Below are 24,777 nucleotides of genomic sequence, written 5' to 3'. Positions count from 1 at the left end.
ATGACTGCGGCACTGGCCGAAGCCACCGGGGATAGTCCGGCCCTGTCCTGTGCGGGGCTGACCGTGCGGTTCGGAGCGTTTACGGCGCTGAGCGACGTCAATCTCTCCTTCACGCGGCAGCGCATTCACGCGGTCTGCGGCCAGAACGGCGCGGGCAAAACGACCTTTGCCCGCGCCTGTGCCGGCTTGCTCACGCCGTCGGATGGCGCCATCCGCATCGCGGGCGCGCCGCTGCGGGGCGGGCGCGTCCGGGATGCCCGCGCGGCGGGGGTCGAGCTGGTGCATCAAAGCTTCGCGCTGCCGCCGAGCTTCACCATTGCCGAAGCCATGGAATTCGGCCTGAGAGGCCGGCATGGCGCCATCTTCACCCGCCGCGGACTGCAGGCACGCTGGCGCGGCCATCTGGAAGCGCTGGGCGTGGAGGCCAAACCCTCCACCCGCATTCGCGACCTGCCGGTGGAAACGCAGCAGGCGGTGGAGATTGCCCGCGCGCTCGCCGGCCATGCGCAGGTCCTCATCCTTGACGAGCCAACGGCCGTGCTGGCCCCCGCCGCGGCGGAAGCCCTGTTCGCGCGGCTGAAGCGCCTGCGCGACAGCGGTGTCACCATCCTCGTTATCCTGCATAAGATCCGCGAGGTTCTGGCGGTCGCCGACACCGTCTCGGTGCTGCGCGGCGGCCGCCTGATCGCGGGGCCGGATAACGCGGCTGACCTGACCGCCGCCGGCATCGCGACGGCCATCATCGGCCAAAGTCCGGTTGCGCAGACAGCACCGGCCGATGCTGCGGAGATGGAAGAGGATCTCGGCGCGCTCGTCGGCAGCGCGCGGCCGCACGGCCATCGCCACACATCCCCATCCACCCGCAGCATCGCGACCCTCACTGGCGTCGTTACCAGGCCGGCCGCCGACGGCCAGAGCCTGGCCGGCGTTGACCTCTCGATCGCGCCCGGGGAAATCCTCGGCATCGCGGGGGTGGAGGGCAACGGCCAGCGACCGCTGGTCGAGGCGCTCGCCGGTCTCGTCGCACTCAGCGCGGGCAGCGTCGCGCTGGATGGCGAGGCGGTGACCGCCCTGCCGCTCTCCGCACGACGCCAGCGCGGCCTGCGCATCATTCCGTTCGAGCGCAATACGGAAGGGCTCAGCCTGTCGAGCCCGCTTTGGGAGAATTTCGCTGCGCGCCAGTTGCTGGCGCATTCCGCGCTGCGCCTGATCAACCCCCGCGCCTTGCGGCAAGAGGCGCAGGCTGCCTTTCAATCCTGGGACGTGCGCTTCGGCAGCGTCGACAATCCGGCGCGGTCGCTCTCCGGCGGCAATGCCCAGAAGGTCATTTTGTCGCGGGAAATCGACGCCGATGCCCGGCTGATCATCCTGGCGCAGCCGACGCGCGGGCTGGACCTGGGTGCGACCGCCTTCGTCTGGCAGGCCATGCGCGCGGCGCGCGACCGCGGCCTCGGCCTTATCCTGATTTCCTCGGACCTGGATGAGCTGTTCGACATCAGCGACCGGCTTGTTGTCCTGCAGGGCGGCCGCGTGACCGGGCAGTTCGCGCCGCCATACGACCTGGGCCGCGTCGGCGCCGCCATGGTCGGAGAGCACTGATGCGCGGGCGCCTGATTGCCGTCTTCCGCGCCATCGGCTTCGTCACCCTGGCCCTCATTCTCTGCGGCGTCATTTTTGAAGCTTCGGGTTTTTCCGCGCCCGATATGTTCTCCGCCATTCTCGACGGCGCTTTTCTGTCGGACGGCGCGCTGGTGCATGACCTGCGCTGGGCCTGCCCGCTGTTTGTGTCGGCGACCGGCGTGGTCGTCGCCTTCCGCTGCGGCTATTTCAATGTCGGGACCCAAGGGCAATTCTATATGGGCGGCATTGGTGCGGCCGTGGCAGTCGCCGTGCTGCCCGGCCTGCCGCCGCTGCTCGTGACGCTGCTCGCGATCCTGGCCGGCCTCATCTTCGGCGCGCTCTGGGCCTTCTGGCCGGGATGGCTGCGCATCTCCTCCGGCACGGATGAGGTCATCACCACGCTGATGGGCAATTTCATCGCCGGGCTGCTGCTGATCTGGCTGACCAGCGGACCGCTGAAGGACCCGTCGGGCAGCGGGCAGGTCACATCCAGCCCGCCGGTGCCGGCCGTCATCCGCATCAGTACCGATACCGGCGTCTCGGTCTGGATCATCGCGCTGACCGTGCTGGTGGGGCTCATCACCTGGGTCCTTGTCAACCGCACTGCCTTCGGCGTGCTGGGCGGCCTGGCCGGGCGCAATCCGGTGATGGTGACCTGGCAAGGCGCCCGCCTGTCCCGGCTCGGTCTTGGCGCCTTTCTGTTCAGCGGCGCGACCGCGGGCCTAGCGGGCGCCATGGAGGTTCTGGGGCCGGACGGGCGGCTGGTCAGCGGCTTCTCCCCGGCGCATGGCTTTACCGCGGTCCTCATCGCCCTCGTCGCCAATCTCTCGGTCAGCGGCAGCGTCATCGTGGCTTTGTTCTTCGGCGGCCTCGCCTCGGCCAGCCTCTACCTGCCGGTGATCGCCGGCCTGCCTTCGGCCGCGATCGACATGGTCAATGCGGCGATCGCCCTCTTCATCACCTCGCGCGCCATGCCCAAATGGTTTCGCCTGCCCAGGCGTGACCGGTCATGATGGAACTTCTCATCGCCGTGCTGCGCACCGGCACACCGATGATCTATGTCGCCATGGCGGGCGTGCTCGCACAGCGCGCCGGGGTATGGAATCTGGGTCTCGAAGGGCTGATGATCACCGGCGCCTGTGCCGCCGTGGTGATCACGGAACAGACCGGCTCGGTCGCCCTCGGTCTGCTCGGCGCGATCGGCTTCTGTGTCCTGCTCTCGGCGCTGCTCTGGCTCGTCATCGAAAAGCTGAAAGCCAATGCCATCATTGCGGGGCTTGGCCTGACCGGCCTTGGCCTGGGCGGTACCGATTTCGGCATCCAGGCCGTCTATGGCAGCGAAGGGGCGGTCACCGCCCCCGCCGGGATTCCGACGCTTGGCCCCGCCTTCGGCATCTTCGGCGTGCTGGATCTTCTGGTCGTCGCCATGCCGGTGATGGTCTTTGCCGTGTGGTTCCTGTGCCGCCGCACGCGCTTCGGCCTGCAGCTCGCGGCTTCGGGCGAGCATCCGTTTGCCGCCCGCAGCGTGGGCGCGGACCCCGTGCGCATGCGCCTCATCGCTCTTCTCCTCGGCGGCGTATTGGCAGGGCTGGGCGGCGCCGAACTCTCCCTCGGCGGGCTCGATATTTTCAGCGTCGGCATGACATCCGGCCGCGGCTTCATGGCCTTCTCCGCCGTCATCTTCGGCGCCGGCCACCCGGTGGGCGCCACCTTCGCAGCCCTCTTCTTCGCCCTGGTCGAATTCCTCGGCATCAAGGCGCAACTCGTCTTCGGAGAGCGCGCGCCGCGCGACTTCGTCCTCATGCTGCCCTATATTGCGACCGTGCTTGGCATCTGGATCAGCGCCCGTCTGCGCGGCGGCGCGCTGCTCAGCGCGATTGAGATGCGGGACGGCTGACCACGCTTTGACCAGAAGGTGCCTTATGACCAGACGCGTAATTTTCGACACCGACCCCGGCCAGGATGACGCCATCGCCATCCTGCTCGCCCTCGCCTCGCCGGAGGACATTACGGTGGAGGCGATCGTCGCCGTCGCCGGCAATGTGCCGCTGAGCCTGACCGCCAAGAATGCCCGCAAAATCTGCGAACTCGCGGGGCGGTCCGATATTCCGGTCTATGCCGGCTGCGAAGGCCCGCTCGCTGCGCGCCCGCTGGTGACGGCCGAGCATGTCCATGGCGCGACCGGGCTGAACGGGCCGGACCTGCCCGAGCCCGCCATGCCGCTACAGCCCGAACACGGCGTCGATTTCCTCATCAACTATCTGCGCCAGGAACGCCCTGGCGAGATCACGCTTTGCGTGCTGGGGCCGATGACCAATATCGCCATGGCGCTGAAGAAAGCGCCCGATATCGCGCCCCGCATCCGTGAGATTGTCGCCATGGGGGGCGCCTATTTCGAGGTCGGCAACATCACGCCGACCGCCGAATTCAACATCTACGTCGATCCTGACGCGGCCGCCATCGTGCTGGCCAGCGGCGTGCCCATCACCCTGCTGCCGCTCGACGTGACACATCGCGTGCTGACAACGCCGCCGCGTCTGGCCGCCATCCGCGCTTTGCCCACCCGCGCCGCCGCCGCCGCCGCCGCCATGCTCGACTTCTCCGAAAAATTCGATCTAGACAAATACGGCTCGGACGGCGCGCCGCTGCATGACCCCTGCGTCACCGCTTATCTGATCAAACCCGATCTGTTCCAGGGCCGGCAGATCAATGTCGAGATTGAGACGGCAAGTCCGCTCACCGTCGGCATGACGGTCGCGGACTATTGGGGCGTGACCGACCGCAAGCCCAACGCGCTTTATATCCGCGACGTCGATGCCCAAGGCTTCTACGATCTTCTGACCGAGCGGCTTGCCCGGCTGCCATAAGGCGCATGCGCATCATGCCAAGGGACTTTTGCTTATGACGCGACAACCGCTTGGCGCCACCATGCGCGTGCTGGAACCATCTCCGGGCGTCCTCGGGTTCTATGACGGCCGTGTGCCGGGCGTGCGGGCCTATTCTGAGGCGCCGAACTGGCTGGATGATGGCGCCTATGAGCTTGGCATCTGCACCTATGCCATCATCGATCAGGGGGACGCGCTGGTCTATGACACGCATATCTCGCTCGATCATGCGCGGCTGATCCGCGGCATCCTGGCAGACCGCGGCGTGACACGCATCCGTGTCGTGCTCAGCCATTGGCATGACGATCACGTCGCTGGCAATGAAGTTTTCGCGGATTGCGCGATCATCGCCAATCGCCTGACCGCGGACCTGCTGGAGACGAACCGCGCCACGATGGCAGCGGCCGAGCCGCCTATCCATCCGCTGATCATGCCGACGCGGGTCTTCGACGGTCAGTTGACGCTGACCGTGGGACAGCGGCAGGTCGAACTGCATCAGATGGATATCCATAGCGAGGACGGCACGGTTCTGTTTCTGCCTGATGCCGGGCTGCTGCTGGCGGGCGATACGCTGGAAGACCCGATCACCTATGTGGCGGAGCCTGACCGGCTGGCCCAGCATCTGCAGGGGCTGGACCGTCTGGCCGCCCTCGGGCCCGCGCGCATCCTGCCCGATCATGGCGACCCGACGGTGATCGCAGACGGTGGCTACGGACCCGGTTTCATCACCGCCACCCGCCGCTATGTCGAAAACCTCATCGCGGCGCGCACGGACCCGGCGCTGGCAGCTTTGCCGCTTGGCGACTGGATTGCGGCGGATGTGGCCGCCGGCGCGATTTTGCCCTTCGCGGCCTATGAGGCGGTCCATCGCCGCAACCTGGAGGCGGTGCTGGCACAGTCAAATGACGGCCATTCGCCGTAAGACACGGCGATAGTGACAATTATGCTCAGAGCATTAATTTTTGATGCAATACCAGAATCAAATATGTAAACATAGTCGAAACAAGTTTGAGACGAGGTCGATGAGCACGCCTGTGCCGGTCACCCAGGCCTTGGGAGCCATCCTTCTTGGTGGCGTGCTTGGCGCCGTTGGCCAAGGACTGCGATCCATCGTGGTCGTCAAAGCCCAGGGGGCGCAAGCGGCGGGCGCCGGGCAAAATCCTGTGCCCGTGCCCCCTGCAGGGCCCCTCGGCACCATAAACCCCCTGCCTCTGGTTTACGGTCTCCTCGTCGGCTTCGTCGTCGGTGTCATTGCAACGCTCATGCTCGGGCTTGGTAAGTTCCTGAACCTCGACACCGATAACGTCGCCGATATCGCCGGGCCACTCGTTACCATCCTTCTCGCAGGCTATGCCGGAACAGACGCAATAGAGGGCTTTGTGTCCCGATTTCTACCCTCACCCTGAACCAGCGGCCAAAAACCTAGAATCGTTCCTTCCAGTCAGGTGCAAGTCCATGCCTTACCGCATTCTCTCTCTGGATGGCGGCGGCTGTTGGTCGCTCATCCAGGCTATGGCGCTGGATAAACTGTTTCCAGGGCAGACCGGTCATCAGATTCTAAACAGGTTTAATCTTGCTATCGCTAATTCCGGTGGAAGTATTGTGCTGGCGGGTCTCATTAAAGACCTCACGCCGAAGCAGATCTGTGCCTTGTTTCAGACAGCGGCCAACCGGAACAGCATCTTCGTGCGCCGCGATTGGATTAGGTATGAAGCCGACAAGCTCATGGGACTGGGCCCACGCTATGTAGCAGCTTCAAAGTTCGCCGGCCTTTCCGCGCTCCTGAAAGCCGGGCCAAATCCCGTCGACAGCTTGAGAATGAATGAGATGTCCACCTATGTCGGCGGCGACAATCAAACCGCCCCTCAGATTATCATTGTGGCCTTTGACTATGACTGGCGGCGAGAAGTCTTCTTTCGCTCGCGGGCATCTTACCTTGACGTGCAAGGCGCCATATTTACGCCGACCTTGGCCGGAGCCGTGCATGCTTCAACCAATGCGCCCATCGATTATTTCGATGCGCCGGCCGTTGTTGACATCGGAAATAACCTGACCCGCCGCTTCTGGGATGGCGCCATTGGCGGGTATAATAACCCTTTGCTGCACGGCGTTATGGAAGCCTTGGCCAATGGCGCTGCGCGCAGCGACATCGTAGCCCTGAGCTTGGGCAGCGGCACGGTATGGCGCCCGCAGGGCCCGGCACTGAACGGTGAGTCCGCTCAACTGTTCCAGGCCGTGACGAATCCGAGCCTGATTGCGGATATCAAGGCAATCGCAGACGCCATCATCGATGATCCGCCGGATACCGCCAGTCTTCAGTCCCATGTCATCACCGGTGCACATAACGATGCGCCTCAGGTGATCCGGCTGAGCCCGCATATTCGTCCGGTCAAGAATGGGACCGGCTGGGTATTGCCAGACGGTTTCAGTAAGATGACCCAACCGAACAGCGCAGTTGCCATGGACCCGTTGAACGCATTCGACTATCTCTGCAACCTCGATATGGATGCGACAGGCGACAATGATATCGACATGATCCGCCAACTGGCAGAGCAGTGGATCTCGGGGACAATCCCCAATCAGCCCATTCTTAAAGATCCCGTCAGCGGGATGCAGATCATCGGCTACCCGTCGTTTGACGCAGCGCAGCAGGCCATCTCTGCCCGGTTAACGCCGACGGTGGCGCCTCAGCAGCGGCAGGCCGCCGAGTGAGGGCCAGTATCTAGCGGACATCAGCTCTAAGCCCTTGCCTTCTTCGGTCCCTTGGCCTGCATGAAGGCCAGCCGGTCCTCTTCCAGCACCACCGCCGTCAGCCGCCCACCATAGACCGCGCCGGTGTCGATACCGATGCGATGCAGCTTCACCTGCGGCTGGTCCTTCGGCGTATGGCCATGCACCACGACGGCGTCCAGCGCGTCAGGCCAGGACAGGAAGGGCTCGCGTATCCAGACCAGATCCTGCGGCGCCTGCGCGGCCAAAGACACGCCCGGCCGCACCCCGGCATGAGCAAAAAAATAGCTGCCGGCACGATAGGACAGCCGCTCGCCCAGCAGCACCCCCATCTGGGCCTGCGGCACATAGCCCGCCCAATCGGCGGGCGGCGCCTTGCGCGGCACGCCCCAATCGGCAAGGCAGGTGTCGCCGCCATTGCGCCGCCACAGGGCGGCAACCTCGCCGCCCTCCTCCATGGCCGACAGGCAGAGTTCCTCATGATTGCCGCGCAGATTGATGAAGGCGCCGCCCGTGGGTGACCCGCGGGCGACGCGGTCCAGCACCGCGGCGCTATCCGGCCCGCGATCGATCAGGTCGCCCATATGGATCACGATCGCCTGGGTCACCGGCCGCGCCGCATAATCCTCGGCGATCTGCTCCAGAATGGCGGCATGGGCGGCGACGCAGCCATGCACATCGCCGATCGCGTAGATACGCAGCGCCGTGGGCAAGCGGCCTGGCGCGGGCTGAAAATCCAGTTTCATGTCACGGCAGGCCGGGCGGGCTGGTCACAAGCAAAGTCCTATCGGGGCGGGAAAGCGCGCAGAGGCCACGCCCATAGAGTTTATCGCCAGAAGGGCTCGACAGCCGCGTGCCATGACGGCACAGGAAGCCTATGAACACGGTCAGCGTGCAAGCCCTCAGCAAGCGTTACGGCACAACGCTCGCCGTGGACAATATCAGCTTCGCCATCAAGACGGGCCAGACCGTCGGTCTGCTGGGCGGCAATGGCGCGGGCAAGACCACGACCATCTCCATGCTGCTGGGAATTTTGACGCCATCGGCTGGCAAAATCGAAATCCTCGGCCATGACATGGCGCGCAATCGCTTCGCGGCGCTGGCGCGGATGAATTTTTCCTCACCCTATATCGCCCTGCCGGGCCGCATTTCGGTACGCGAGAATCTGACCGTCTATGGCCATCTCTACAATGTGCGCGACACACGCGGTCGCATCGCCGAACTGGCGGCGGAGCTGGACCTGCACGCCTTTCTGGACCGTCCGGCGGGGGACCTTTCGGCCGGGCAGAAAACGCGCGTCGCCCTGGCCAAATCCCTCATCAACCGGCCGGACGTGCTGCTGCTGGATGAGCCGACGGCGAGCCTGGACCCCGATACCGGCGACCTCGTGCGCAGCTGGCTGGAGCGCTACCGCGCGCAGTCCGGGTGCTCCATGCTCATCGCGTCCCACAATATGGCCGAGGTCGAGCGGCTCTGTGATCATGTGCTGATGATGCAGAAGGGCCGCATCGTCGATGCCGGCAGCCCGGACGCGCTGCTCGCGCGCTACGGGCGCGACTCGATGGAGGATGTCTTTCTCGACATTGCCCGCGGCCGTGGCCAGGGTGCGGCCATGCAGGAGACGGTGTAATGCAGGCCTCTCTGCGCCGCATCTGGGGGCTGATGTACCGTCATCTGTGCCTCTATCGCCGGTCCTGGCCGCGCCTGCTGGAACTCGCGTATTGGCCCATTCTGCAGATGTGCATCTGGGGTTTCACCGCGAGCTTCATCTCGGGCCAGGCGTTTTCGGGCCATAGCCATGGGCTGATCGTCGCCGCCAGCACCATGCTGGCCGGGGTGCTCCTCTGGGAGGTCACCATTCGCAGCCAGATGGGGGTCGCCATCAGCTTCCTGGAGGAAATCTGGTCCCGCAATCTCGGCCATATCTTCATCAGCCCGCTGCGGCCCTGGGAAATGCTGGCCGGGCTGATCGGCGTCGCCTTCATCCGCGTCATGGCGGGCGTGCTGCCGGCCATTTTCGTCGCTTATCTGCTCTATGCTTTCAATCTGTTCACCATCGGCCCGGTGCTGGTGCTGTTCTTCGCCAATCTGATGATCATGGGCTGGGCCTTCGCGCTGGGCATCGTCTCCCTCATCCTGCGCCATGGCGCCGGGGCGGAAGCGCTGGCCTGGTCGCTGCTCTTCGGCCTCACGCCGCTCGCCGCCGTCTATTATCCGGTCTCGACGCTGCCGTCCTGGCTGCGCCCGATCTCCGACATCATCCCCGCGACCCATGTCTTTGAGGGCATGCGCGCTGTCCTACTCAATGGTCATGTCTCGTCCACGCACCTGCTGGCTGCCTTCGGCCTCAATGCCGTCTGGCTGCTTCTCGCCAGCCTTCTCTTTGCCAGCCAATTCCGCGCCGCCCGTCAGCGGGGCGCCTTGACGACGATCGGCGAGTAAGCGCCCAGGAGTTCCGATGCCGCCCCAATCCACCCGTTTCTGGCTGATCCGCCACGCCCTGGTCGATGCCGAAGCGCGCAAGACCCTTTACGGCACGGATGACGTGCCGATCTGCGAAAGCACGATGGCGGCGCAGGGTCCGGCCTATGCCGAACTCGGCCGCCGGCTGCCGCAGCCGGCCCGCTGGCTGGTGACGCCGCTCAGCCGCACGCATCGCACCGCGCAGGCAATCTTCGCGGCCGGCTACCCCGCGCAGCCCTGGACCATCGCCCCCGCCTTCATCGAACAATCCTTCGGCCGGCTGCAAGGCTTGGACGGCGCGGCTTTGCCCGCCCATCTCACCCTGCCCGCCCATGATTTCTGGCCCATCTCGCATGCCGAACGGCCGCAGGATGGGGAGAGTTTTGAAGATGTCCTGCTGCGCGTCGGCGCAGAGATGGAGAGCCTGGCGGCAACCTGTCCGGGCGAGGATATCGTCATCGTCTGCCACGGCGGCGCCATCCGTGCCGCCATTGCCCATGTTCTGGGCCTGGGCGGCGCAGCCGCGCTCCGCCTCAGCATCGGCAATATTTCGCTGACGCGACTCGAACAACGCGGGCAGGCTTGGCGCGTGATCTCTGCCAATGAGACGGTGGAAGGCGTGCCCGTCCTGTAACGGTCACGAATTTGCCGCAGCAGGGGGCGACAAAGCGGGATGCATGTTCATTTGCATAAGACGAGACCAGACGACAAAGGGACTGCCATCATGAAGCTTCGCACCACCGCCTTCGCGGCCTGCCTGATGGCCATGTCGCCTCTCCTCTCAGCCTGCGCGGTGTCTGGCCAGGGACCGGCCGCCCAGCAGGATGTGGTCGATCGCTCGACCCTCGCCCTGCAGGAACTGGTCAATAGCTCGCAATCCAGCAGCCTGGTCGAGACCCTGCGCAGCGCGCGGGCGGTCTTGCTATGTCCGCAGATGTTCAAGGCCGGCTTCGTGATCGGCGGCTCGGGCGGCAATTGCGTGCTGATGGCGCGCGCGGCTGGCGGCTCCTGGTCGGACCCCGCCTTCTATACCATCGGCTCGGGCAGTTTCGGCGCCCAGATCGGCATTCAGGACGCCGAAGTCATGATCATGATCATGAACGATCGTGCGCTCGGTGCCGTCATGCGCAACCGCTTCAAGCTCGGCGGCGATGCCTCGCTTGCCTTCGCGACGGTCGGTGCCGGCGTCGGCGGCGCCACGACCACGCATATGCGCGCCGATATCGTCACCTTCGCCCGCACCCGCGGCCTGTTCGCCGGGGTCTCGATCGAAGGGTCGGTACTCTCGCCGGATGCGCCGTCCAACCAGGCCTATTATGGCCAGCCCTATAGCGCGCCGCAGGTCGTGGTGCAGATGATGGCGAATAACCCCGGGGCCAATCCGCTGCGCGCGACGCTCAGCCAATATGGCGGCTGAGCATCGTCGGTTTACTGTTCAGTCCGCAGCGTCGCTGGTCACGCGCCCCCGGCTGGGCGCGGTCAGCGCGCTGACGACGCTCAGGCCGATGACATTGACGATCAGCGCCCAGGTGCCGATATTAAGGTCCCGCAGCACTTCGGGACCCGAGGGCCATAGGGTCGCGACCGTGGTATTGGTCATGGTGAAATAGATCACCGCGCCCACGCCCAGACTGATGCCGGTCGCAGCCCCTTCCCGCGTCACCGGATTGCGCCGCAGCAGGCTGAGGATCATCGCCGGAAAAAGCTGGGTGACGAAGGCATAGCCCATCAGCAGAAGGGCCACGATGGTGGCGCTGCCGGCGATGGCGCAATAGGCACCGACGAAGGCCACCACAGGCACCAGGATGCGGGCAAGGCGCACGACGCCGTCCTCGGACACCTGGCCCGGACGCAGCACGCCGACGAGATTGCGCGCGAGCAGCGTGGCCGCCGTCACCAGGATCAGCGACCCCGGCACCAGCGCCGTCAGCACGCCCGTGCCCCCGATGATGCCGACCACCCAGGGCGGGAAGCTGGCAACCGCGATCTTGAGCAGCGCCATATTGGTGGCGGCCCCCTTCAGTCCCGGCACCACCAGGACGGCGGAAAAGCCCACGAAGAAGATGAACAGCAGCACCAGCTGATACAGCGGCAGGATGATCGCATTCTTGCGGAAGACGTTCTCGTCCTTTGCCGTAAAGCAGGCGGCAAAACTATGCGGCCACATGAAGAAGCCTAAGGCCGTCAGGATGACGGTCGAGACGAACCAGGAAACGCTTTTGCCGCTGGCGGCGAAGGACAGGAAGCCGGGCTTTGCGTGATCCAGCGCCGCGAACATCGGCGTGATGCCGCCCTGATAGTGAAAGGGCAGGTAAAGGCCCAAGGCCACCGCCACGAGGATGATGAGGATGTCCTTGACGACGGATGTCCAGGCCGAGCCGCGAATGCCTGAGACCACGACGTAAAGCGAGACCACCGCCGCCCCGATGATCACGGCGACGCTTTTGGGCACGGCCCCATAGCTCGCCGTCTGCACGATGACAGCAAGACCGGTGAATTGCAGGACCAGGTAGGGGATCAGCGCCACGATGCCGACGATCGCCACCAAAAGGCCGAGGCCGGTACTGTCATATTTGGCGGCGAAGAAATCGGGCTGGGACATCAGCCGCTTTTCCTGCGCGAAGCGCCAGACCGGCGGCAGCATGAAATAGGCCATGGCATAGGCGATGGTGCCATAGGCCAGGATATAATAGGCGGGCGCGCCCAGGCCGTAGGCCCAGCCGGACGCACCCAGGAAGGTGAAGGTCGTGTAGATTTCGCCGGCCAGAAGAATGAAGACCAGAACAGCGCCGAAGCCGCGGCTGCCGACGGTCCATTCCTCCAGCTTCATGGCGTGGCCACGACGGGCGGCCAGACCCAGGCCCAGCGCCAGCAGCGCCGAGAGGACGATCAGGATCAGCGCCGCGTTCATCGGCCGTGCGTCCGCTGCGCCGACACCCGTGCGGGATCAAGGGCGTAGATAATCGCCATGACGATGGAGACGAGCACGACCCAGATGACCATCCAGCCCAGAAGGAAGGGCATGCCGAGGATGAAGGGCGTCGAACTGTTATGGATGACAGGACCCAGCAGAAGACCAAGAACCGGCACGATGGCCAGATAACCGATATGTTTCATCGATGCCCTCACGCGGTTTGAGCAAGCATCTGAAACCTTGGGGTCTGGCGTGCATGCGGCGCAAGCCTTTTATGCAGCGCCGCATGCATGAACCGTTACAGCATGTCGCGCAGCCGGTAATAGGTGGTCGCCAGCAGCAGCGCCGGCACCCGCAAGGCGCGGCCACCGGGAAAGCGCGCATGCGGAATGCGGCTGAAGACATCGAAACGCCCGGCCTGACCCGTGGCCGCTTCCGCCAGCACCCGCCCGGCGAGCCCGGCCAGCGCCACGCCATGGCCTGAAAACCCTTGCGCCATCAGGATGTTTGGCGCGAGGCGGCCAAATTGCGGCGCGCGGTGGCGGGTAATATCGACCAATCCACCCCAGGCGAATTCCGCCCGCGCATCGGCCAGTTGCGGAAACACCTTGCACACCCGCGCCAGCATCGCCTGACCCAGTCTGGGCGGGGGCACGGCGGAATAGGAGACGCGCCCCCCGAACAGCAGCCGGTTGTCGGCCGAGCGGCGGAAGTAATCGAGCACGAAGTTGAGATCGGCCACCGCTTCGTTTTGCGGCAGCAGATCGGGCACATCGTCGCGCGGCTCGGTCGCCACGATATAGGTGCCGACCGGCATGACATAGCCCGCGATCTGCGGCCACAGGCGGCCGAGATAGGCGCCACCCACGATCAGTACATGGCGGGCGGAGACGGTGCCCTGCGGGGTGCGCAGACGGACCGTCGTCCCTTCCTCGATCGCCGTCACCGGCGTGCGCGCATAGATCTGCGCGCCCGCCTTCTGTGCCGCCAGACCCAGCCCGCGCGTATAGTTCAGCGGATGCAGATGGGCGGCCAGCGGATCCGTCAGAATGGCGCGATAGCGGTCGCTCGCGATATGCGCGCGGATATCGGCGCCGCGCACCAGCTTTGCGCCCTCGACGCCGAGCTTCGCCAGTGCCGCAGCCTCTTCCTCAAGCTCGGCGACATGCCGGGGCTTGATGCCGGCATGGAAATAGCCGCGCCGGTAATCGGCCGGAATGGCATGGTCGCGAATACGCGTCTCCACCAGTCGGGTTGCCTCGACCGACATATCCCAGAGAAGGCGCGCATCCTGCGAGCCCACCATGCGGGCCAGCTTGTGCTGGGCGATGGCATAGCCGGGCAGAACCTGCCCGCCATTGCGCCCCGACGCACCCCAGCCGATATCGCGCGCTTCCAGCAGCGCGACACGCATGCCCTTTTCAGCCAGATCCAGCGCCGCAGAACAGCCGGTGATGCCACCGCCGACAATGGCGACATCGACCGCAATATCGCCCAGTAGCGGCACAGTCTGGAGGTCGACGGCACGCGTCGCCTCGTAATAGCTGGGGGCCGGCGCCTCCCCCCGTTCCGCCGGCACAAAGCTCATACGTTCAGCAGCAGATGCTCACGTTCCCAGGAACTGATGACCTGAAGATAGGTGTCGTATTCAAGCTTCTTCACGGCCACCAGGACCTCAATCATCTTGGCGCCCAGGATGTCGCGCAGCGGTTCGCACGCCTCCATCATATCCAGCGCGTGGCTGAGTTCGCGCGGCAGCGCATAGGGCATGGAATAGGCCGAGCCCTCGAAAGGCGCGGTCGGCTCCAGCTCCTCCACCATGCCAAGATAGCCGCAGGCGAGCGTGGCGGCGAAGGCGAGATAGGGGTTGGCGTCGGCGCCCGGCACGCGGTTTTCGACACGCATGGCGGACGGCGATCCATAGGGCACGCGCAGGCCGCAGGTGCGGTTGTCATAGCCCCATTCCAGATTGATCGGGGCGTTGGAAAAGCGCGAGAGCCGGCGATAGGAATTCACGTTCGGCGCCAGAATGGGCATCACCGCCGGCGTATATTTCTGCAAGCCCGCAAGATAGTTGCGGAACAGCTTGCTGGCCTTGCCGTCCTCACCCGCAAAGAGATTTTGTTTCGTCACAGGATCGACAATGCTTTGATGCACATGCATCGCACTGCCCGGCTCGCGGCTCATCGGCTTGGCCATGAAGGTCGCGTAGATTTCATGCCGCAAGGCCACTTCGCGCACGGTGCGCTTGAAGAGGAACACCTGGTCGGCGCGGGTCAGCGGCTCGCCATGCAGGAAGTTGATCTCCACCTGCCCCGCACCCTCTTCATGAATCAAAGTATCGAGGTCCAGCTCCTGCGCCTCGCAGAAGTCATACATTTCCTCAAACAGCGGATCGAATTCATTGACCGCATCGACGGAATAGGACTGCCGCCCCGTTTCCTGCCGGCCGGAACGGCCGATGGGGGGCGCCAGCGGATAATCGGGATCGGTATTGCGGCCGACGAGATAAAATTCCAGCTCCGGCGCCAGGATCGGTTCCCAGCCCTTATCCTCATAGAGTTTCAGCACACGCTGCAATACCTGGCGCGGCGCCATCGGCACCGGATCGCCATTCTTGTAGTGGCAATCATGAATGATCTGCGCCGTGGGCTCCCGCGCCCAGGGCACCAGGCGCACCGTGCTGGCATCCGCGCGCAGCGTGATATCGATGATCGCCGGATCGGTCAGCCGGTCATCCTCGTCCGGCGGATATTCGCCGGTCACGGACTGGATGAAGATCGCCTCAGGCAGGCGCAGCGCGCCGCCGTTAAGGAATTTCTGGGCAGGCGTAATCTTGCCGCGGGGAATGCCCGTAATATCGGGCACAAGACATTCCACCTCGGTGACATGATGCTCCGCAAACCATTCGCGCAGGTCGATCATGGTCGTCTCCTCTGTCTGAAAGCTCGGTCGTCAGGCGCGCATGGGAAGTCATGGGCGCGCCATCTGCTATGCCGGTCGGATCGAGCTTGGCCCCTAAGGAGGGCCGGACACAGGACGGCAGAGTAGACTGCGTTCAGCGAGAGACAGTGACTGGCTGTCGAGGCGAGACAAGGGAAAACTCCTGTTCCCGTCAAATGTCGCACAGGCCCCCGGGGGCTCGTCAAGCGTGATCCGCCGCCGAGGCGCCTTTGCGAAGGCTTCCAGCCGGGATCAGCCGCCCCTATCTTAGCGGGCACAGAGACAGGAGCGCAGGCCATGACCGGCACGAATGACGACAGCCATATCCTCTCAGGCCATGATATTCAGGCCACCATCCTGGCCCAGGGGGCGGAGCTTGCCTCTCTGAAAGGGGCGGACGGGCGCGAGTATCTGTGGCAGGCAGGGCCTGCCTGGCCGCGCCACTCCCCAGTGCTGTTCCCGATTGTCGGCCGGCTGACGGGCGACACCTATAGCCATGACGGGCAGAGCTATAAGCTGCCTCAGCACGGCTTTGCCCGCGACCGCCGCTTTACCTGGGTATCGCGCAGCCCCAGCCATTGCACGCTGCGCCTGGTGGATGATGCCGAAAGCCGCCGCCTCTACCCCTATGCCTTCCGCCTCGACCTCACCTATGAGCTGCGCGGCCATGCGCTGACGCTGCGCTATACGCTGACAAATACCGGTGACGTCAGCCTGCCGGCCGCGATCGGCGCGCATCCGGCCTTCGCCTGGCCGATCCAGCCCGGCGTGCCTAAGAGTGCGCATGAGCTGCGTTTCGCCCGTGACGAGACGGCGCCCATCCATGGCGTCAAAGGCGGCCTGCTGACGGAGGCGGTGCATCCCTCCCCGGTGCGTGACCGCGTCCTGGCGCTGGAGACCGATTTGTTCGCGGATGACGCGCTGGTCTTCACCACGCTCGCCAGCCGTTCGGTGCGCTTCTCGGGCGAGGGCACGCCGGTGATCGAAGTCTCCTGGGAAGGGTTCGAGCAGCTCGGCATCTGGACCAAGCCGGGCGGCTCGGGCGATTTCCTGTGTATCGAGCCCTGGCACGGCTATGCCAGCCTCGAGGGCTTCACCGGCGACCTGACCGAGAAGCCGGGCATGATGCATCTGCCGCCCCATACCGAGCGGGAGCTGCAGTGGAGCGTGACACTGCTGCCCAGCGAAACCTGATATCTCTGTTTTGACCAAATTTGGTCAAAACTGATTGCGCGCGGCGTTCTGTGCCCCTATTGTCGCGGCATAGGGAAACGCCGCGCGCCGTGACGGGTGCGCCAAAGCAAGCCGGTCAAGGTGGATCAATCAGTCGCGCGCTTCATCATCGGGCTTGATTTCGGCACGCTGTCCGTGCGTGGCGTGCTCATCGATGCCGAGACGGGCGCGCAGAAGGCGACCAGCGCCGCAGAATACCGTCATGGCGTGATGACCACGCATCTGGCCAGCGGCCGCCGGCTGCCGCCGCAGTACGCCCTACAGGACGCGGCCGATTACGTGGCGGCCGCCAGCACGGTTCTGAAAGCGCTCGGCCAGGGCCGCACCATTCTCAGCATCGGCCTCGATTTCACGGCCAGTTCTCCACTGCCGGCGCGGGCCGACGGCACGCCGCTGTCAGCCCGCCACCCCAATGACCCCCACGCCTATGTCAAACTCTGGAAACATGCGGCCGCGCAGCCCTATGCGGATGCCATCAATGCCCGCGGCGGCGCCTATCTTGCCTCCTGCGGCGGCCGGCTGTCGGGCGAATGGATGCTGGCCAAAGCGGCGCAGGTAGCAGACGAGGCCCCGGATCTTTGGGCCGAGACGGCGCGCTTCATGGAAGCCGGGGATTGGATGACCTGGCAATTGACCGGGGTCGAGTGCCGCAGCCGCGATTTCGCCGCCTATAAGGCCCAGTATCGGCCCGGCCTCGGCTATCCGGCGGATGTCGTACCGGGCCTTAGCGAACGTCTTGCCCGGCCCGCAACAGTCGGCACGCCCGTGGGCAGCCTGCAAGCCGATTGGCGCGCTCGCACCGGCATCGAGGGGCCGGCGATCGTCGCTGTTGCGGTCATCGACTCTCATGTTGTGCTGCCGGCGGTGGGCGCCGTGCGGCCCGGTGCCTGGGTCGGCGCGCTCGGCACCTCGGCCGCCTATCTGCTGCTGGCCGACAAACCGCTTCCGCTGCCGCCGGGACTCGAAGCGATGGCAGAAGGCGCCGTTCTGCCCGATCTCTGGTGCTATGAGGCTGGACAGGCAGGCTTCGGCGATATGCTCGCCTGGTTCGTGCAGACTTTTCCGCGTGACACCGACACAGCACGCAATTTCGCGCTTTATAATGCCGAGGCGGCCACACTCAGCCCGGGCGAAAACCATCTCGTCACGCTGGACTGGTGGAGCGGCAATCGCGTGCCCTATGCGGATTCAGGGTTGAGCGGTCTCATCGCCGGTTTCACCATGGGCACCACGGCCGCCGGCCTCTATCGGTCGCTGCTCGAAAGCCTGTGCTATGGCGCGCATGTCATCAAGGATCGACTGACCGAGGGCGGGCTGGCCATGACCGAGATCCTGCTCACCAGCGGTCTTGCCCAGAGCAATCCGCTGCTGGTCCAGATCATGGCCGATGTTCTGGGGCAGGACATCACGGTGCCGTCGCTGGCCAATGCGACCGCCGTTGGGGCCGCCATTCATGGCGCGGTCGCGGGCGAGGTCGTGACCGGCTTTGCCGAGGGTGCGGCGCGTTTCGGGGCGACCGCAGGCCAGCGCTACACCCCGGATGAACGCCAGCACGCGAGCTATCAGGCGATCTACCGCAGCTATCGCGACATCGCCGAGGCACCAGCGGTCCGCGACACGCTGGGCCGCCTCAATCGCCATCAGCATGACAGCCTGACGCTGGGTGGCAATGATGCCCCGTAACGACAGCACCGCCGCCAGCGGCCTCGGCCTTGTTCTGTCACTGGTCGCGGGCGGCACGGCGCAATCCCGCGCCGACCTTGTGAGCGTCACGGGCTTTTCCCGCACCACTGTCGCGCAATATCTGACGCAGCTTTTCGCAGCGGGACTTTTGGATGAGTCTGCCGCGCCGATGCGCGGCGGTGGCGGTCGCCCGTCGCGCCTGCTGCGTCTGGCGCCCCAGGCCGCCGTCGTGCTCGCGGCCGATATCGGCGAGACCCATGCCCGGCTGGCAGTGACGGACCTCACCCCTAGCATCCTCACGCAATGCACCGTCACCATCGACCTGCTGGACGGCCCCATTGCCGTTCTGGCGCAGCTCACCACGGCCTTTCGGACTCTTCTGCGTGAGAGCGGGCGCGACGCCGGGGATGTGCTCGGCATCGGTCTTGGCCTGCCCGCCCCGGTCGATCATGCCGGCGGTCGCGTCGTCGGGCCATCCGTCATGCCGGGCTGGGATGATTTCGACATCTGCGGCTGCCTGACCACGCATCTCAATGCGCCGGTTCTGGTGGAGAATGACGTCAACCTGATGACCCTGTCGGAGTTCCGGGCCTTCTGGCCGGATGCTGCGCAGTTTCTGTTCGTCAAAGCCGGCACCGGCATCGGCAGCGGCATCATGACGGATGGCATTCTCTATCGCGGCGCCCAGGGTGCGGCCGGCGATATCGGCCATATGCAGCTCGACCGTGCGGGCGGTCCCGCCTGCCGCTGCGGCAAGCAGGGCTGCCTGGAAGCGCATGCCGCCGGCTGGGCGATCGCACGCGATCTCCGCGCCGAGGGTATAGCGGCCGAGACCGCGCGCGACGTCATCCGGCTGATGCAGGAGGGTGACAATGCCACCACCGCGCGATTGCATGCCGCAGGGCTCGCACTGGGCGATGCCATCGCCACCACCGTCAGCGTGCTCAATCCCAGCGCCATCGTCATCGGCGGCACATTGGCGGAAGCAGGCGAAGCGCTGCTGTCGGGCATCCGTCGCCGGGTGCAGGACCGTTCCCTGCCGCTGGCCATCCGCCATCTCACCATTCAGCGGGCGCAGAGCGGCGCTGAGGCCGGATTGCTGGGCGCCGCGCGCCTGGTCATCGCCAGCCGCCTGCAGCCGCGCCATGCGGATGCAACCATCGCCCGCCATTCCCGTTCCAAATCCGGCAGTCCTGCCAAGCCGACACGGCTGCGCGCCGTATGACCGCCGGATACAACCGCCGCCACATCAGGGCCGTGTGGCGCGGATAGAACAACGAGCCCGAGGAAATGAATGCATGTTGAAATCTCTTCTCGCCGGCAGCATCGCGATGCTGGCGTTGGCAAGCCTGTGCGCGCCCGCTTCGGCCAAGGACCTGACGAGCATCGGCATCACCGTGGGCTCGCTCGGCAATCCCTATTATGTGGCGCTGGCCAAGGGTGCGACTGCGGAAGCCCATAAGATCAACCCGAATGTTGAGGTCACGACGGTCTCGGCCGATTATGATCTCAACAAGCAGTTCAATCAGATCGACAGTTTCATCGCCAAGGGCGTGTCGATGATCCTGGTCACGGCCTCTGACCAGCATGCCATCGCCCCGGCCATCGCACGCGCCCATGCGGCCGGCATCACCGTCATTGGCGTCGACGTCAATGCCGAAGGCGCGGACGCCGTGGTGCAGACCAATAACGTTCAGGCGGGCGAAATCTCCTGCCAGTATCTGGCCGACAAGATCGGCCACAAGGGCAATGTCATCATCGAGAATGCCGAGCAGGTCTCGGCCGTCATCGACCGCGTGTCAGGCTGCCACAAGGCTTTGGCCCAGTATCCCGACATCAAGATCCTCAGCGACAACGAAAACGCCAAAGGCTCACGCGATGGGGGCTTCGCCATCGGCCAGGGCTATTTCGTGCGCTACCCTGACATTGCCGGCATTTTCGGGGTCAATGACCCGGAGGCGATCGGCACCTATCTCGCTGCCAAACAGGCCAACCGCGACAAGGGACTGGTCATCACCTCGGTTGATGGCGCACCGGATATCGTCGCCGAACTGAAAGCCGATACCTCCATCCAGGGCTCGGCCTCGCAGGACCCCTTCACCATGGGCGCGACCGGCGTCAAGATCGGCTACGGCATCATGAACGGACAGACGCCCGCCGACCGTACCGTATTGATGGCGCCCAAGCTGGTCACCCGCGACAATGTGGACAGCTACATCGGCTGGACGCAGCATTGACGACAGGGTCGGGCGCGGCCCACCCCGCGCCCGACAGCGTCAGAACTGCACGCCGCGGGTCAGCGCCCCATCCACCACCAGATTGGTGCCGGTGATGAAACTCGCGGCCGGACTCGCCAGAAACACCACAGCGCGCGCGATCTCCTCCGGCCTGCCCATGCGGCCTGTGGGGTTCAGCGCCATCGCCTCCCGGAACAGGTCGGGCAGGTTCTGCTCGATATGCTCCCAGACGCCGCCCGGGAAATAGGTATTGCCGGGAGAAACACTATTGGCGCGGATAGTCTTGGGCGCCAATTGAAAGGCGAGCCCCTGCGCGTAATGGATCAGGGCGGCCTTGAACGCGCCATAGGGGCCAGCGGCGAAATCGATCTCCCTTCCTGACACGCTGGAGATGATGACGATGGACCCGGCGGTCGATTTTTCCAGCCAGGGCATCGCGGCATCGACCAGGCTGACCGTCCCCATGATATCGGTCTCAAACCCGGCCTTCCAGGCGGCGGCGTCGCGGTTCACGGCCAGCGCACTGACATTGGGCACCACGATATCGATGCCGCCCAAAGCATCGGCCGAGGCCGCCACCCAGGCGGTGACGGCAGCCGTGTCAGAGACATCCAGCGCCTGGCCAAAATTCCCCTCGCCGAGGGCCGCCACGGCCTGCGCCACCTCGGCCGGGTTGCGCGCGCAGATGGAGACTTTCGCCCCTTCGGCGACCAGAAGCGCGGCGATCGCCCGGCCAATGCCCTTGGTGCCGCCGGTAATCAGGGCTGTCTTGCCGGCAAGACCCAGATCCATCCTCGTATCCTTTCCATCTGCTGGATCAGCACTCTAAGCCATTGATAATGAAAGAGACAACAGAACCCAAATTTATGACCTTGGTTGGTGATCAGCTAGTCACCGAGAGCTGCGGCCACGGTGCTGTTGAGATGCAATTTCTTGGCCAGAAGCAAAGCCCTGACGACGCCACCATTCCACAAGGATACGCATTTTTTAATTTGAGATCGAACCGTTTTTATCACTTCAAAATATATTGACGCATTCGTTGAGATATTGGTGTCTGTTGCGGCTCCAATCAGCCGTTAAGGTAACGAAATGGGCTTCTTCGATTCATTGGCCAATACATTGCGGGATATTGGAACATCCTCGGTGCGGGTGGTGACTGATTTTGGACTTGATGCCGCCAATTTTGTAACGCTGAACAAATTTGACGATACTTTTGATGGTATAAAAGAAAAAATGCGCCACGCAGGCATTATGAACGCTGCCGAGGCTATCGAGAAGCGACAGTTTTCAGAGCTGGCTGCGCTAGAAGTGGAGGTGAGTTCCCTCCAGGATCAGCTACAACGCTCTCCATCTGATCATAACCGCTTGATAGAGCATCTGAACGGGCGGATTGCTGTCATGTCGCAACTCAGTCGTGACGTTGAACGATTGGCCGAGCTTGATCGGCGCCTGGCAGGCATAGAAGAATCACTGACCTATGCGTCACGCCAGCAGCCCGCGTTAGCAGCTTCAGACGAACTACGTAAAAAAATATCAGACTTTCTCTCTCGCCTAGAAAAAGTCCGCGATCTTAGTACACGTGGTATCCATATTGGCATGGCTGTCAACAGCCTGCCAGGAACCATTGCCAAGTGGAACCTTGTTGGTGGGGCTATCGGGAAAGCCGCCTCAGTTGCCAAATTTACACGCCTTGCGAAGCTTCTGCGGGTTGGCAAGGCGAGCGGGGTTGCTGCCGTGGCGACCGAACTTGCTGCCATTGGGTTGAGCGTCGCTGAACTAAAGGAGCGAGAAGCGATGGCTCGCGAGGAAATCCCGATTCTAAAGGAAAAAATCGCGGAAGCCGAAGCAGAGCGGCGCATGATCGAAACAAAAATTAGAGAGACTGACGACGTCATATCAAGCATTCTTAATGTGCATCGCGTGACCGAGGCAGAATGGCCGATGTGGGTTACAACTACCGAAAAAGAACTTTCTGAAATATTCAGCGATTACATGAATAACATCCGCAAGATTTTGGGAACCAGTTCAGCAATATAATTCCTACATATTTTAGATATATTTTTATTTGGAGAAGCGTCCATGTCTATCGCCGGGGTAATTAATGTCGTCAATTTATTGGTTGCGACCTATTCTGTGACAGATCAAGTTTACATGCGCATAAATAAACACCCTCTTTTTCGGGGCGATGTCAAAGAAGCCTGGGATAAAATGGATGCCGCGGGAAAGTCTTATAACACGACAGCGGCGCAACTCCAGAATGCGAGTGTTTTAGCAGCGAATTATCGCTCTGGATTCAGCGATCTGCTTTCGCTCTTTAGTACGATACAGACCAAGCAGGAGCAACTTTCCGAACTATCCATGGTATTGGCTGATGCGATGAAAGCCTATCAGAATACCGGAATTAGGCGGCTTCCTGATTCGATTTTGTTTTCAGAGCAGTTTTACAAAAGCTTCCTGGAGCGCCGTCATGCGGAGGGCGAATTTGCTGCAGTTCAGATTGTCGATGCGATATTTTATCCCTCTATTGGTTTGAACGTGGCGTCTATAGGGATTTCAATTTGGCAGCTCCGGCAAGATTGGCGTCAGTCGCGAAGCACAGGCAGACCATCGATCGAACCCGCGCAGAGCTCATCGTCCCGAGTAGGCGTATCCTTGCAGAACGCCCTTCCAGCGCTCGAATTTTCTCCTGGCGCCAGCCCTCGTTCTTCGGTTAGTTCGTCCGAATCGATGATCGTTGGCAGCCCTCCGGACGCCCGCCGTGAAGCCGCCCGCAGACTGCTTTTACAATCTTCAGAAATAGAAATCACTATCTCCCGCAGCTCGTCCGGCCGTATTAGCCAGCTCAACCTGAGTAGCGAGCTACCTGTCGAAGTCCACTCACCCGAACGCTCGCGAAGGGTATCAGTGGTAGAGAATGTCGTCCTGAACGAACCACTTCTGGCCGGCGGACAGGCCCGCTCTTCTCTTAATGCTGCCCGCGCCATTCCGCCCTCCACTAGCCGTTGGGCGGTCGCGGGCACAGTCATCGGCGGCCTTAACATTGGTCTGGCTATAACCGCTGAAATACTTATGCATGCGGCCATGACCGATATGAAGAAAACTTTTGATAATGAAACAGCACGGTTTAATTTGGCCAATCAAGTAACTACTATTATTCTGGATGGAACCGGAGATCAAACAAGCGCCGAAGGCGCAAAAAACCTCGAAAAGGTTGAGAGGTTTTTCAAAGACCTTTTGGAAGCGGAAACAGTTAAGTCCTCGTCGAATGAGGCCGATAATCTGCGCGGCTTCCTGGCCGATATGAAACAGGATGCCGTCAAAAGCTACTTGCGCGACGGTCTGAGGGCTTCCACGACAACCGTAGACACCAACATCAACACTCTCATTAATATTCTTGCGGATTTGCTGATATCAATCAGATCATCTGCCGTAAACTACGCTCTCACCGTCAATAAGGAGATCTCTTCAGCAAAGCAGTCGCGTGACCCGAATTCTGAGCGCTATCTGTCTTGGCTTGACAAAGTTGCAGATGAAGTTGCACGGACGGATGGCGTCATAAATAATCAAATAGGATTGATAGCCGCATCATTCACTGCCGAGAGCACTGCGGCGCGTGCAGGTCGCGGAGCTGACAGGCTAGTCGCCATCTCTAACATCTGCAGGCAGGTGGGAGAGATTGTGACTGAAAGAATGAACAAGCTGCTCCAGGAGATGAAAACCAATCTTGAGGATGTCACCAGCGTGATTCGAGTGAGCACGCTCGTAAGGGATCAGTTTATGAACACGCTCGATACCTGGAGCAATGCAATGACGCAGTTTCAGCACCGCAGCATGACCCTTGATGATACCGTCAGCGCGAGACCAACTCTAGATTCTTTTTTGACAAAGTCCTGGCCAGGGATTTTTCAGACAATCCAAAAAGAACTACCCATGCAAACTCATTTTACATCCGCCATGTCCTCCGATCAGAAAGCCGAGGTGGCTGTGCTTTTCGAGCAAGCCTGGGAGGCAGCCGTTAAGCAACATTTCGCGTCCAAGTCCTAAGTTTAGACTTAGCCGCGGCGGGTGG

23 protein-coding genes are annotated in these 24,777 nt (G+C 63.0%); 17 read left to right on the top strand and 6 right to left on the bottom strand.

What is annotated here, in order from left to right; all coding sequences use genetic code 11:
- The 7 genes from AC3G7M_RS10735 to AC3G7M_RS10705 all read left to right on the top strand — a co-directional run bounded on the left by AC3G7M_RS10735 (position 1) and on the right by AC3G7M_RS10705 (position 7,217).
- Positions 1-1,599, top strand: a complete 1,599-nt coding sequence (locus AC3G7M_RS10735) for an ATP-binding cassette domain-containing protein (protein WP_489211857.1) — start codon at positions 1-3, stop codon at positions 1,597-1,599.
- Entirely contained in the window at positions 1,599-2,633 is a 1,035-nt protein-coding gene (locus tag AC3G7M_RS10730) for an ABC transporter permease (RefSeq protein WP_489211855.1), read from the top strand. Before AC3G7M_RS10735 ends, AC3G7M_RS10730 begins: the two co-directional genes overlap by 1 nt.
- Positions 2,630-3,517, top strand: coding sequence for an ABC transporter permease (locus AC3G7M_RS10725; protein ID WP_489211853.1), 888 nt, complete (start codon positions 2,630-2,632; stop codon positions 3,515-3,517). The genes AC3G7M_RS10730 and AC3G7M_RS10725 overlap by 4 nt, the downstream gene beginning before the upstream one ends.
- A 25-nt stretch (positions 3,518-3,542) precedes the next feature.
- Positions 3,543-4,487 (top strand): nucleoside hydrolase, encoded by a 945-nt coding sequence (locus tag AC3G7M_RS10720; protein ID WP_489211852.1) that lies wholly within the window; start codon positions 3,543-3,545, stop codon positions 4,485-4,487.
- A 34-nt stretch (positions 4,488-4,521) separates the two neighbouring features.
- Positions 4,522-5,427: an MBL fold metallo-hydrolase gene (locus AC3G7M_RS10715; RefSeq protein ID WP_489211851.1), complete on the top strand. Its 906-nt coding sequence runs from the start codon at positions 4,522-4,524 to the stop codon at positions 5,425-5,427.
- Between the two features lie 100 nt (positions 5,428-5,527).
- Positions 5,528-5,911, top strand: a complete 384-nt coding sequence (locus AC3G7M_RS10710; RefSeq protein ID WP_489211850.1) for a hypothetical protein — start codon at positions 5,528-5,530, stop codon at positions 5,909-5,911.
- Between the two features lie 49 nt (positions 5,912-5,960).
- Complete coding sequence (locus tag AC3G7M_RS10705) at positions 5,961-7,217, top strand: patatin-like phospholipase family protein (protein ID WP_489211848.1); 1,257 nt, start codon at positions 5,961-5,963, stop codon at positions 7,215-7,217.
- A 26-nt stretch (positions 7,218-7,243) separates the two neighbouring features.
- Here AC3G7M_RS10705 and AC3G7M_RS10700 read toward each other — a convergent pair whose 3' ends face one another.
- Positions 7,244-7,981, bottom strand: coding sequence for a metallophosphoesterase family protein (locus AC3G7M_RS10700; protein ID WP_489211847.1), 738 nt, complete (start codon positions 7,979-7,981; stop codon positions 7,244-7,246).
- Positions 7,982-8,112: 131 nt separating this feature from the next.
- Between AC3G7M_RS10700 and AC3G7M_RS10695 the strand changes: the two genes are divergently transcribed.
- The 4 genes from AC3G7M_RS10695 (at position 8,113) to AC3G7M_RS10680 (ending at position 11,115) form a co-directional block, all read left to right on the top strand.
- Entirely contained in the window at positions 8,113-8,865 is a 753-nt protein-coding gene (locus tag AC3G7M_RS10695; protein WP_489211845.1) for an ABC transporter ATP-binding protein, read from the top strand.
- Positions 8,865-9,677 (top strand): ABC transporter permease, encoded by an 813-nt coding sequence (locus AC3G7M_RS10690; RefSeq protein ID WP_489211843.1) that lies wholly within the window; start codon positions 8,865-8,867, stop codon positions 9,675-9,677. The genes AC3G7M_RS10695 and AC3G7M_RS10690 overlap by 1 nt, the downstream gene beginning before the upstream one ends.
- A 16-nt stretch (positions 9,678-9,693) precedes the next feature.
- Positions 9,694-10,332, top strand: a complete 639-nt coding sequence (locus AC3G7M_RS10685) for a histidine phosphatase family protein (RefSeq protein ID WP_489211841.1) — start codon at positions 9,694-9,696, stop codon at positions 10,330-10,332.
- 90 nt (positions 10,333-10,422) lie between these two features.
- Positions 10,423-11,115 (top strand): lipid-binding SYLF domain-containing protein, encoded by a 693-nt coding sequence (locus AC3G7M_RS10680; RefSeq protein WP_489211839.1) that lies wholly within the window; start codon positions 10,423-10,425, stop codon positions 11,113-11,115.
- An 18-nt stretch (positions 11,116-11,133) separates the two neighbouring features.
- Here AC3G7M_RS10680 and AC3G7M_RS10675 read toward each other — a convergent pair whose 3' ends face one another.
- The 4 genes from AC3G7M_RS10675 to AC3G7M_RS10660 form a co-directional block, all read right to left on the bottom strand.
- On the bottom strand, positions 11,134-12,609 hold the full coding sequence (locus AC3G7M_RS10675; protein ID WP_489211837.1) for a sodium:solute symporter family protein: 1,476 nt from the start codon (positions 12,607-12,609) through the stop codon (positions 11,134-11,136).
- On the bottom strand, positions 12,606-12,815 hold the full coding sequence (locus tag AC3G7M_RS10670; RefSeq protein ID WP_489211836.1) for a DUF3311 domain-containing protein: 210 nt from the start codon (positions 12,813-12,815) through the stop codon (positions 12,606-12,608). Before AC3G7M_RS10670 ends, AC3G7M_RS10675 begins: the two co-directional genes overlap by 4 nt.
- Positions 12,816-12,910: 95 nt before the next feature.
- Positions 12,911-14,200 (bottom strand): NAD(P)/FAD-dependent oxidoreductase, encoded by a 1,290-nt coding sequence (locus AC3G7M_RS10665; protein ID WP_489211835.1) that lies wholly within the window; start codon positions 14,198-14,200, stop codon positions 12,911-12,913.
- Positions 14,197-15,537: a glutamine synthetase family protein gene (locus AC3G7M_RS10660; protein ID WP_489211834.1), complete on the bottom strand. Its 1,341-nt coding sequence runs from the start codon at positions 15,535-15,537 to the stop codon at positions 14,197-14,199. Before AC3G7M_RS10660 ends, AC3G7M_RS10665 begins: the two co-directional genes overlap by 4 nt.
- Positions 15,538-15,852: 315 nt before the next feature.
- On the opposite strand from AC3G7M_RS10660, the gene AC3G7M_RS10655 reads away from it, so the two are divergent.
- From AC3G7M_RS10655 to AC3G7M_RS10640, 4 genes are all read left to right on the top strand, one after another.
- The gene (locus AC3G7M_RS10655) at positions 15,853-16,749 is read left to right on the top strand and encodes an aldose 1-epimerase family protein (protein WP_489211833.1); all 897 of its coding nucleotides are present in this window, start codon (positions 15,853-15,855) and stop codon (positions 16,747-16,749) included.
- A 120-nt stretch (positions 16,750-16,869) separates the two neighbouring features.
- On the top strand, positions 16,870-18,471 hold the full coding sequence (locus AC3G7M_RS10650; protein WP_489211832.1) for an FGGY-family carbohydrate kinase: 1,602 nt from the start codon (positions 16,870-16,872) through the stop codon (positions 18,469-18,471).
- Positions 18,458-19,696 carry an ROK family transcriptional regulator gene (locus tag AC3G7M_RS10645; protein WP_489211830.1) on the top strand — a complete coding sequence of 413 codons (1,239 nt, stop codon included), beginning with the start codon at positions 18,458-18,460 and terminating at the stop codon, positions 19,694-19,696. The genes AC3G7M_RS10650 and AC3G7M_RS10645 overlap by 14 nt, the downstream gene beginning before the upstream one ends.
- A gap of 73 nt (positions 19,697-19,769) precedes the next feature.
- Positions 19,770-20,708 (top strand): ABC transporter substrate-binding protein, encoded by a 939-nt coding sequence (locus AC3G7M_RS10640; RefSeq protein ID WP_489211828.1) that lies wholly within the window; start codon positions 19,770-19,772, stop codon positions 20,706-20,708.
- A 39-nt stretch (positions 20,709-20,747) separates the two neighbouring features.
- Here the strand turns inward: AC3G7M_RS10640 and AC3G7M_RS10635 are convergent, their stop codons facing one another.
- Entirely contained in the window at positions 20,748-21,500 is a 753-nt protein-coding gene (locus tag AC3G7M_RS10635; protein WP_489211826.1) for an SDR family NAD(P)-dependent oxidoreductase, read from the bottom strand.
- 297 nt (positions 21,501-21,797) lie between these two features.
- Here AC3G7M_RS10635 and AC3G7M_RS10630 point away from each other — a divergent pair, with 297 nt between their 5' ends.
- Positions 21,798-22,745 carry a hypothetical protein gene (locus AC3G7M_RS10630; protein ID WP_489211825.1) on the top strand — a complete coding sequence of 316 codons (948 nt, stop codon included), beginning with the start codon at positions 21,798-21,800 and terminating at the stop codon, positions 22,743-22,745.
- Between the two features lie 42 nt (positions 22,746-22,787).
- Complete coding sequence (locus AC3G7M_RS10625) at positions 22,788-24,752, top strand: hypothetical protein (protein ID WP_489211823.1); 1,965 nt, start codon at positions 22,788-22,790, stop codon at positions 24,750-24,752.
- Positions 24,753-24,777 lie beyond the last annotated feature (25 nt).

This window comes from Acidisoma sibiricum (assembly GCF_057837225.1).
This window is presented reverse-complemented; position numbering and strand designations above follow the sequence as displayed.

Excerpts from the sequence above, each read along its gene's own strand:
- AC3G7M_RS10730 (WP_489211855.1), top strand. The coding sequence starts at position 1,599 with ATGCGCGGGCGCCTGATTGCCGTCTTCCGCGCCATCGGCTTCGTCACC.
- AC3G7M_RS10705 (WP_489211848.1), top strand. The coding sequence starts at position 5,961 with ATGCCTTACCGCATTCTCTCTCTGGATGGCGGCGGCTGTTGGTCGCTC.
- AC3G7M_RS10680 (WP_489211839.1), top strand. The coding sequence starts at position 10,423 with ATGAAGCTTCGCACCACCGCCTTCGCGGCCTGCCTGATGGCCATGTCG.
- AC3G7M_RS10640 (WP_489211828.1), top strand. The coding sequence starts at position 19,770 with ATGTTGAAATCTCTTCTCGCCGGCAGCATCGCGATGCTGGCGTTGGCA.
- AC3G7M_RS10710 (WP_489211850.1), top strand. The coding sequence starts at position 5,528 with ATGAGCACGCCTGTGCCGGTCACCCAGGCCTTGGGAGCCATCCTTCTT.
- AC3G7M_RS10735 (WP_489211857.1), top strand. The coding sequence starts at position 1 with ATGACTGCGGCACTGGCCGAAGCCACCGGGGATAGTCCGGCCCTGTCC.
- AC3G7M_RS10625 (WP_489211823.1), top strand. The coding sequence starts at position 22,788 with ATGTCTATCGCCGGGGTAATTAATGTCGTCAATTTATTGGTTGCGACC.
- AC3G7M_RS10725 (WP_489211853.1), top strand. The coding sequence starts at position 2,630 with ATGATGGAACTTCTCATCGCCGTGCTGCGCACCGGCACACCGATGATC.
- AC3G7M_RS10645 (WP_489211830.1), top strand. The coding sequence starts at position 18,458 with ATGATGCCCCGTAACGACAGCACCGCCGCCAGCGGCCTCGGCCTTGTT.
- AC3G7M_RS10715 (WP_489211851.1), top strand. The coding sequence starts at position 4,522 with ATGACGCGACAACCGCTTGGCGCCACCATGCGCGTGCTGGAACCATCT.
- AC3G7M_RS10720 (WP_489211852.1), top strand. The coding sequence starts at position 3,543 with ATGACCAGACGCGTAATTTTCGACACCGACCCCGGCCAGGATGACGCC.
- AC3G7M_RS10690 (WP_489211843.1), top strand. The coding sequence starts at position 8,865 with ATGCAGGCCTCTCTGCGCCGCATCTGGGGGCTGATGTACCGTCATCTG.
- AC3G7M_RS10660 (WP_489211834.1), bottom strand. The coding sequence starts at position 15,537 with ATGATCGACCTGCGCGAATGGTTTGCGGAGCATCATGTCACCGAGGTG.
- AC3G7M_RS10655 (WP_489211833.1), top strand. The coding sequence starts at position 15,853 with ATGACCGGCACGAATGACGACAGCCATATCCTCTCAGGCCATGATATT.
- AC3G7M_RS10670 (WP_489211836.1), bottom strand. The coding sequence starts at position 12,815 with ATGAAACATATCGGTTATCTGGCCATCGTGCCGGTTCTTGGTCTTCTG.
- AC3G7M_RS10665 (WP_489211835.1), bottom strand. The coding sequence starts at position 14,200 with ATGAGCTTTGTGCCGGCGGAACGGGGGGAGGCGCCGGCCCCCAGCTAT.
- AC3G7M_RS10700 (WP_489211847.1), bottom strand. The coding sequence starts at position 7,981 with ATGAAACTGGATTTTCAGCCCGCGCCAGGCCGCTTGCCCACGGCGCTG.
- AC3G7M_RS10635 (WP_489211826.1), bottom strand. The coding sequence starts at position 21,500 with ATGGATCTGGGTCTTGCCGGCAAGACAGCCCTGATTACCGGCGGCACC.
- AC3G7M_RS10630 (WP_489211825.1), top strand. The coding sequence starts at position 21,798 with ATGGGCTTCTTCGATTCATTGGCCAATACATTGCGGGATATTGGAACA.
- AC3G7M_RS10695 (WP_489211845.1), top strand. The coding sequence starts at position 8,113 with ATGAACACGGTCAGCGTGCAAGCCCTCAGCAAGCGTTACGGCACAACG.
- AC3G7M_RS10675 (WP_489211837.1), bottom strand. The coding sequence starts at position 12,609 with ATGAACGCGGCGCTGATCCTGATCGTCCTCTCGGCGCTGCTGGCGCTG.
- AC3G7M_RS10685 (WP_489211841.1), top strand. The coding sequence starts at position 9,694 with ATGCCGCCCCAATCCACCCGTTTCTGGCTGATCCGCCACGCCCTGGTC.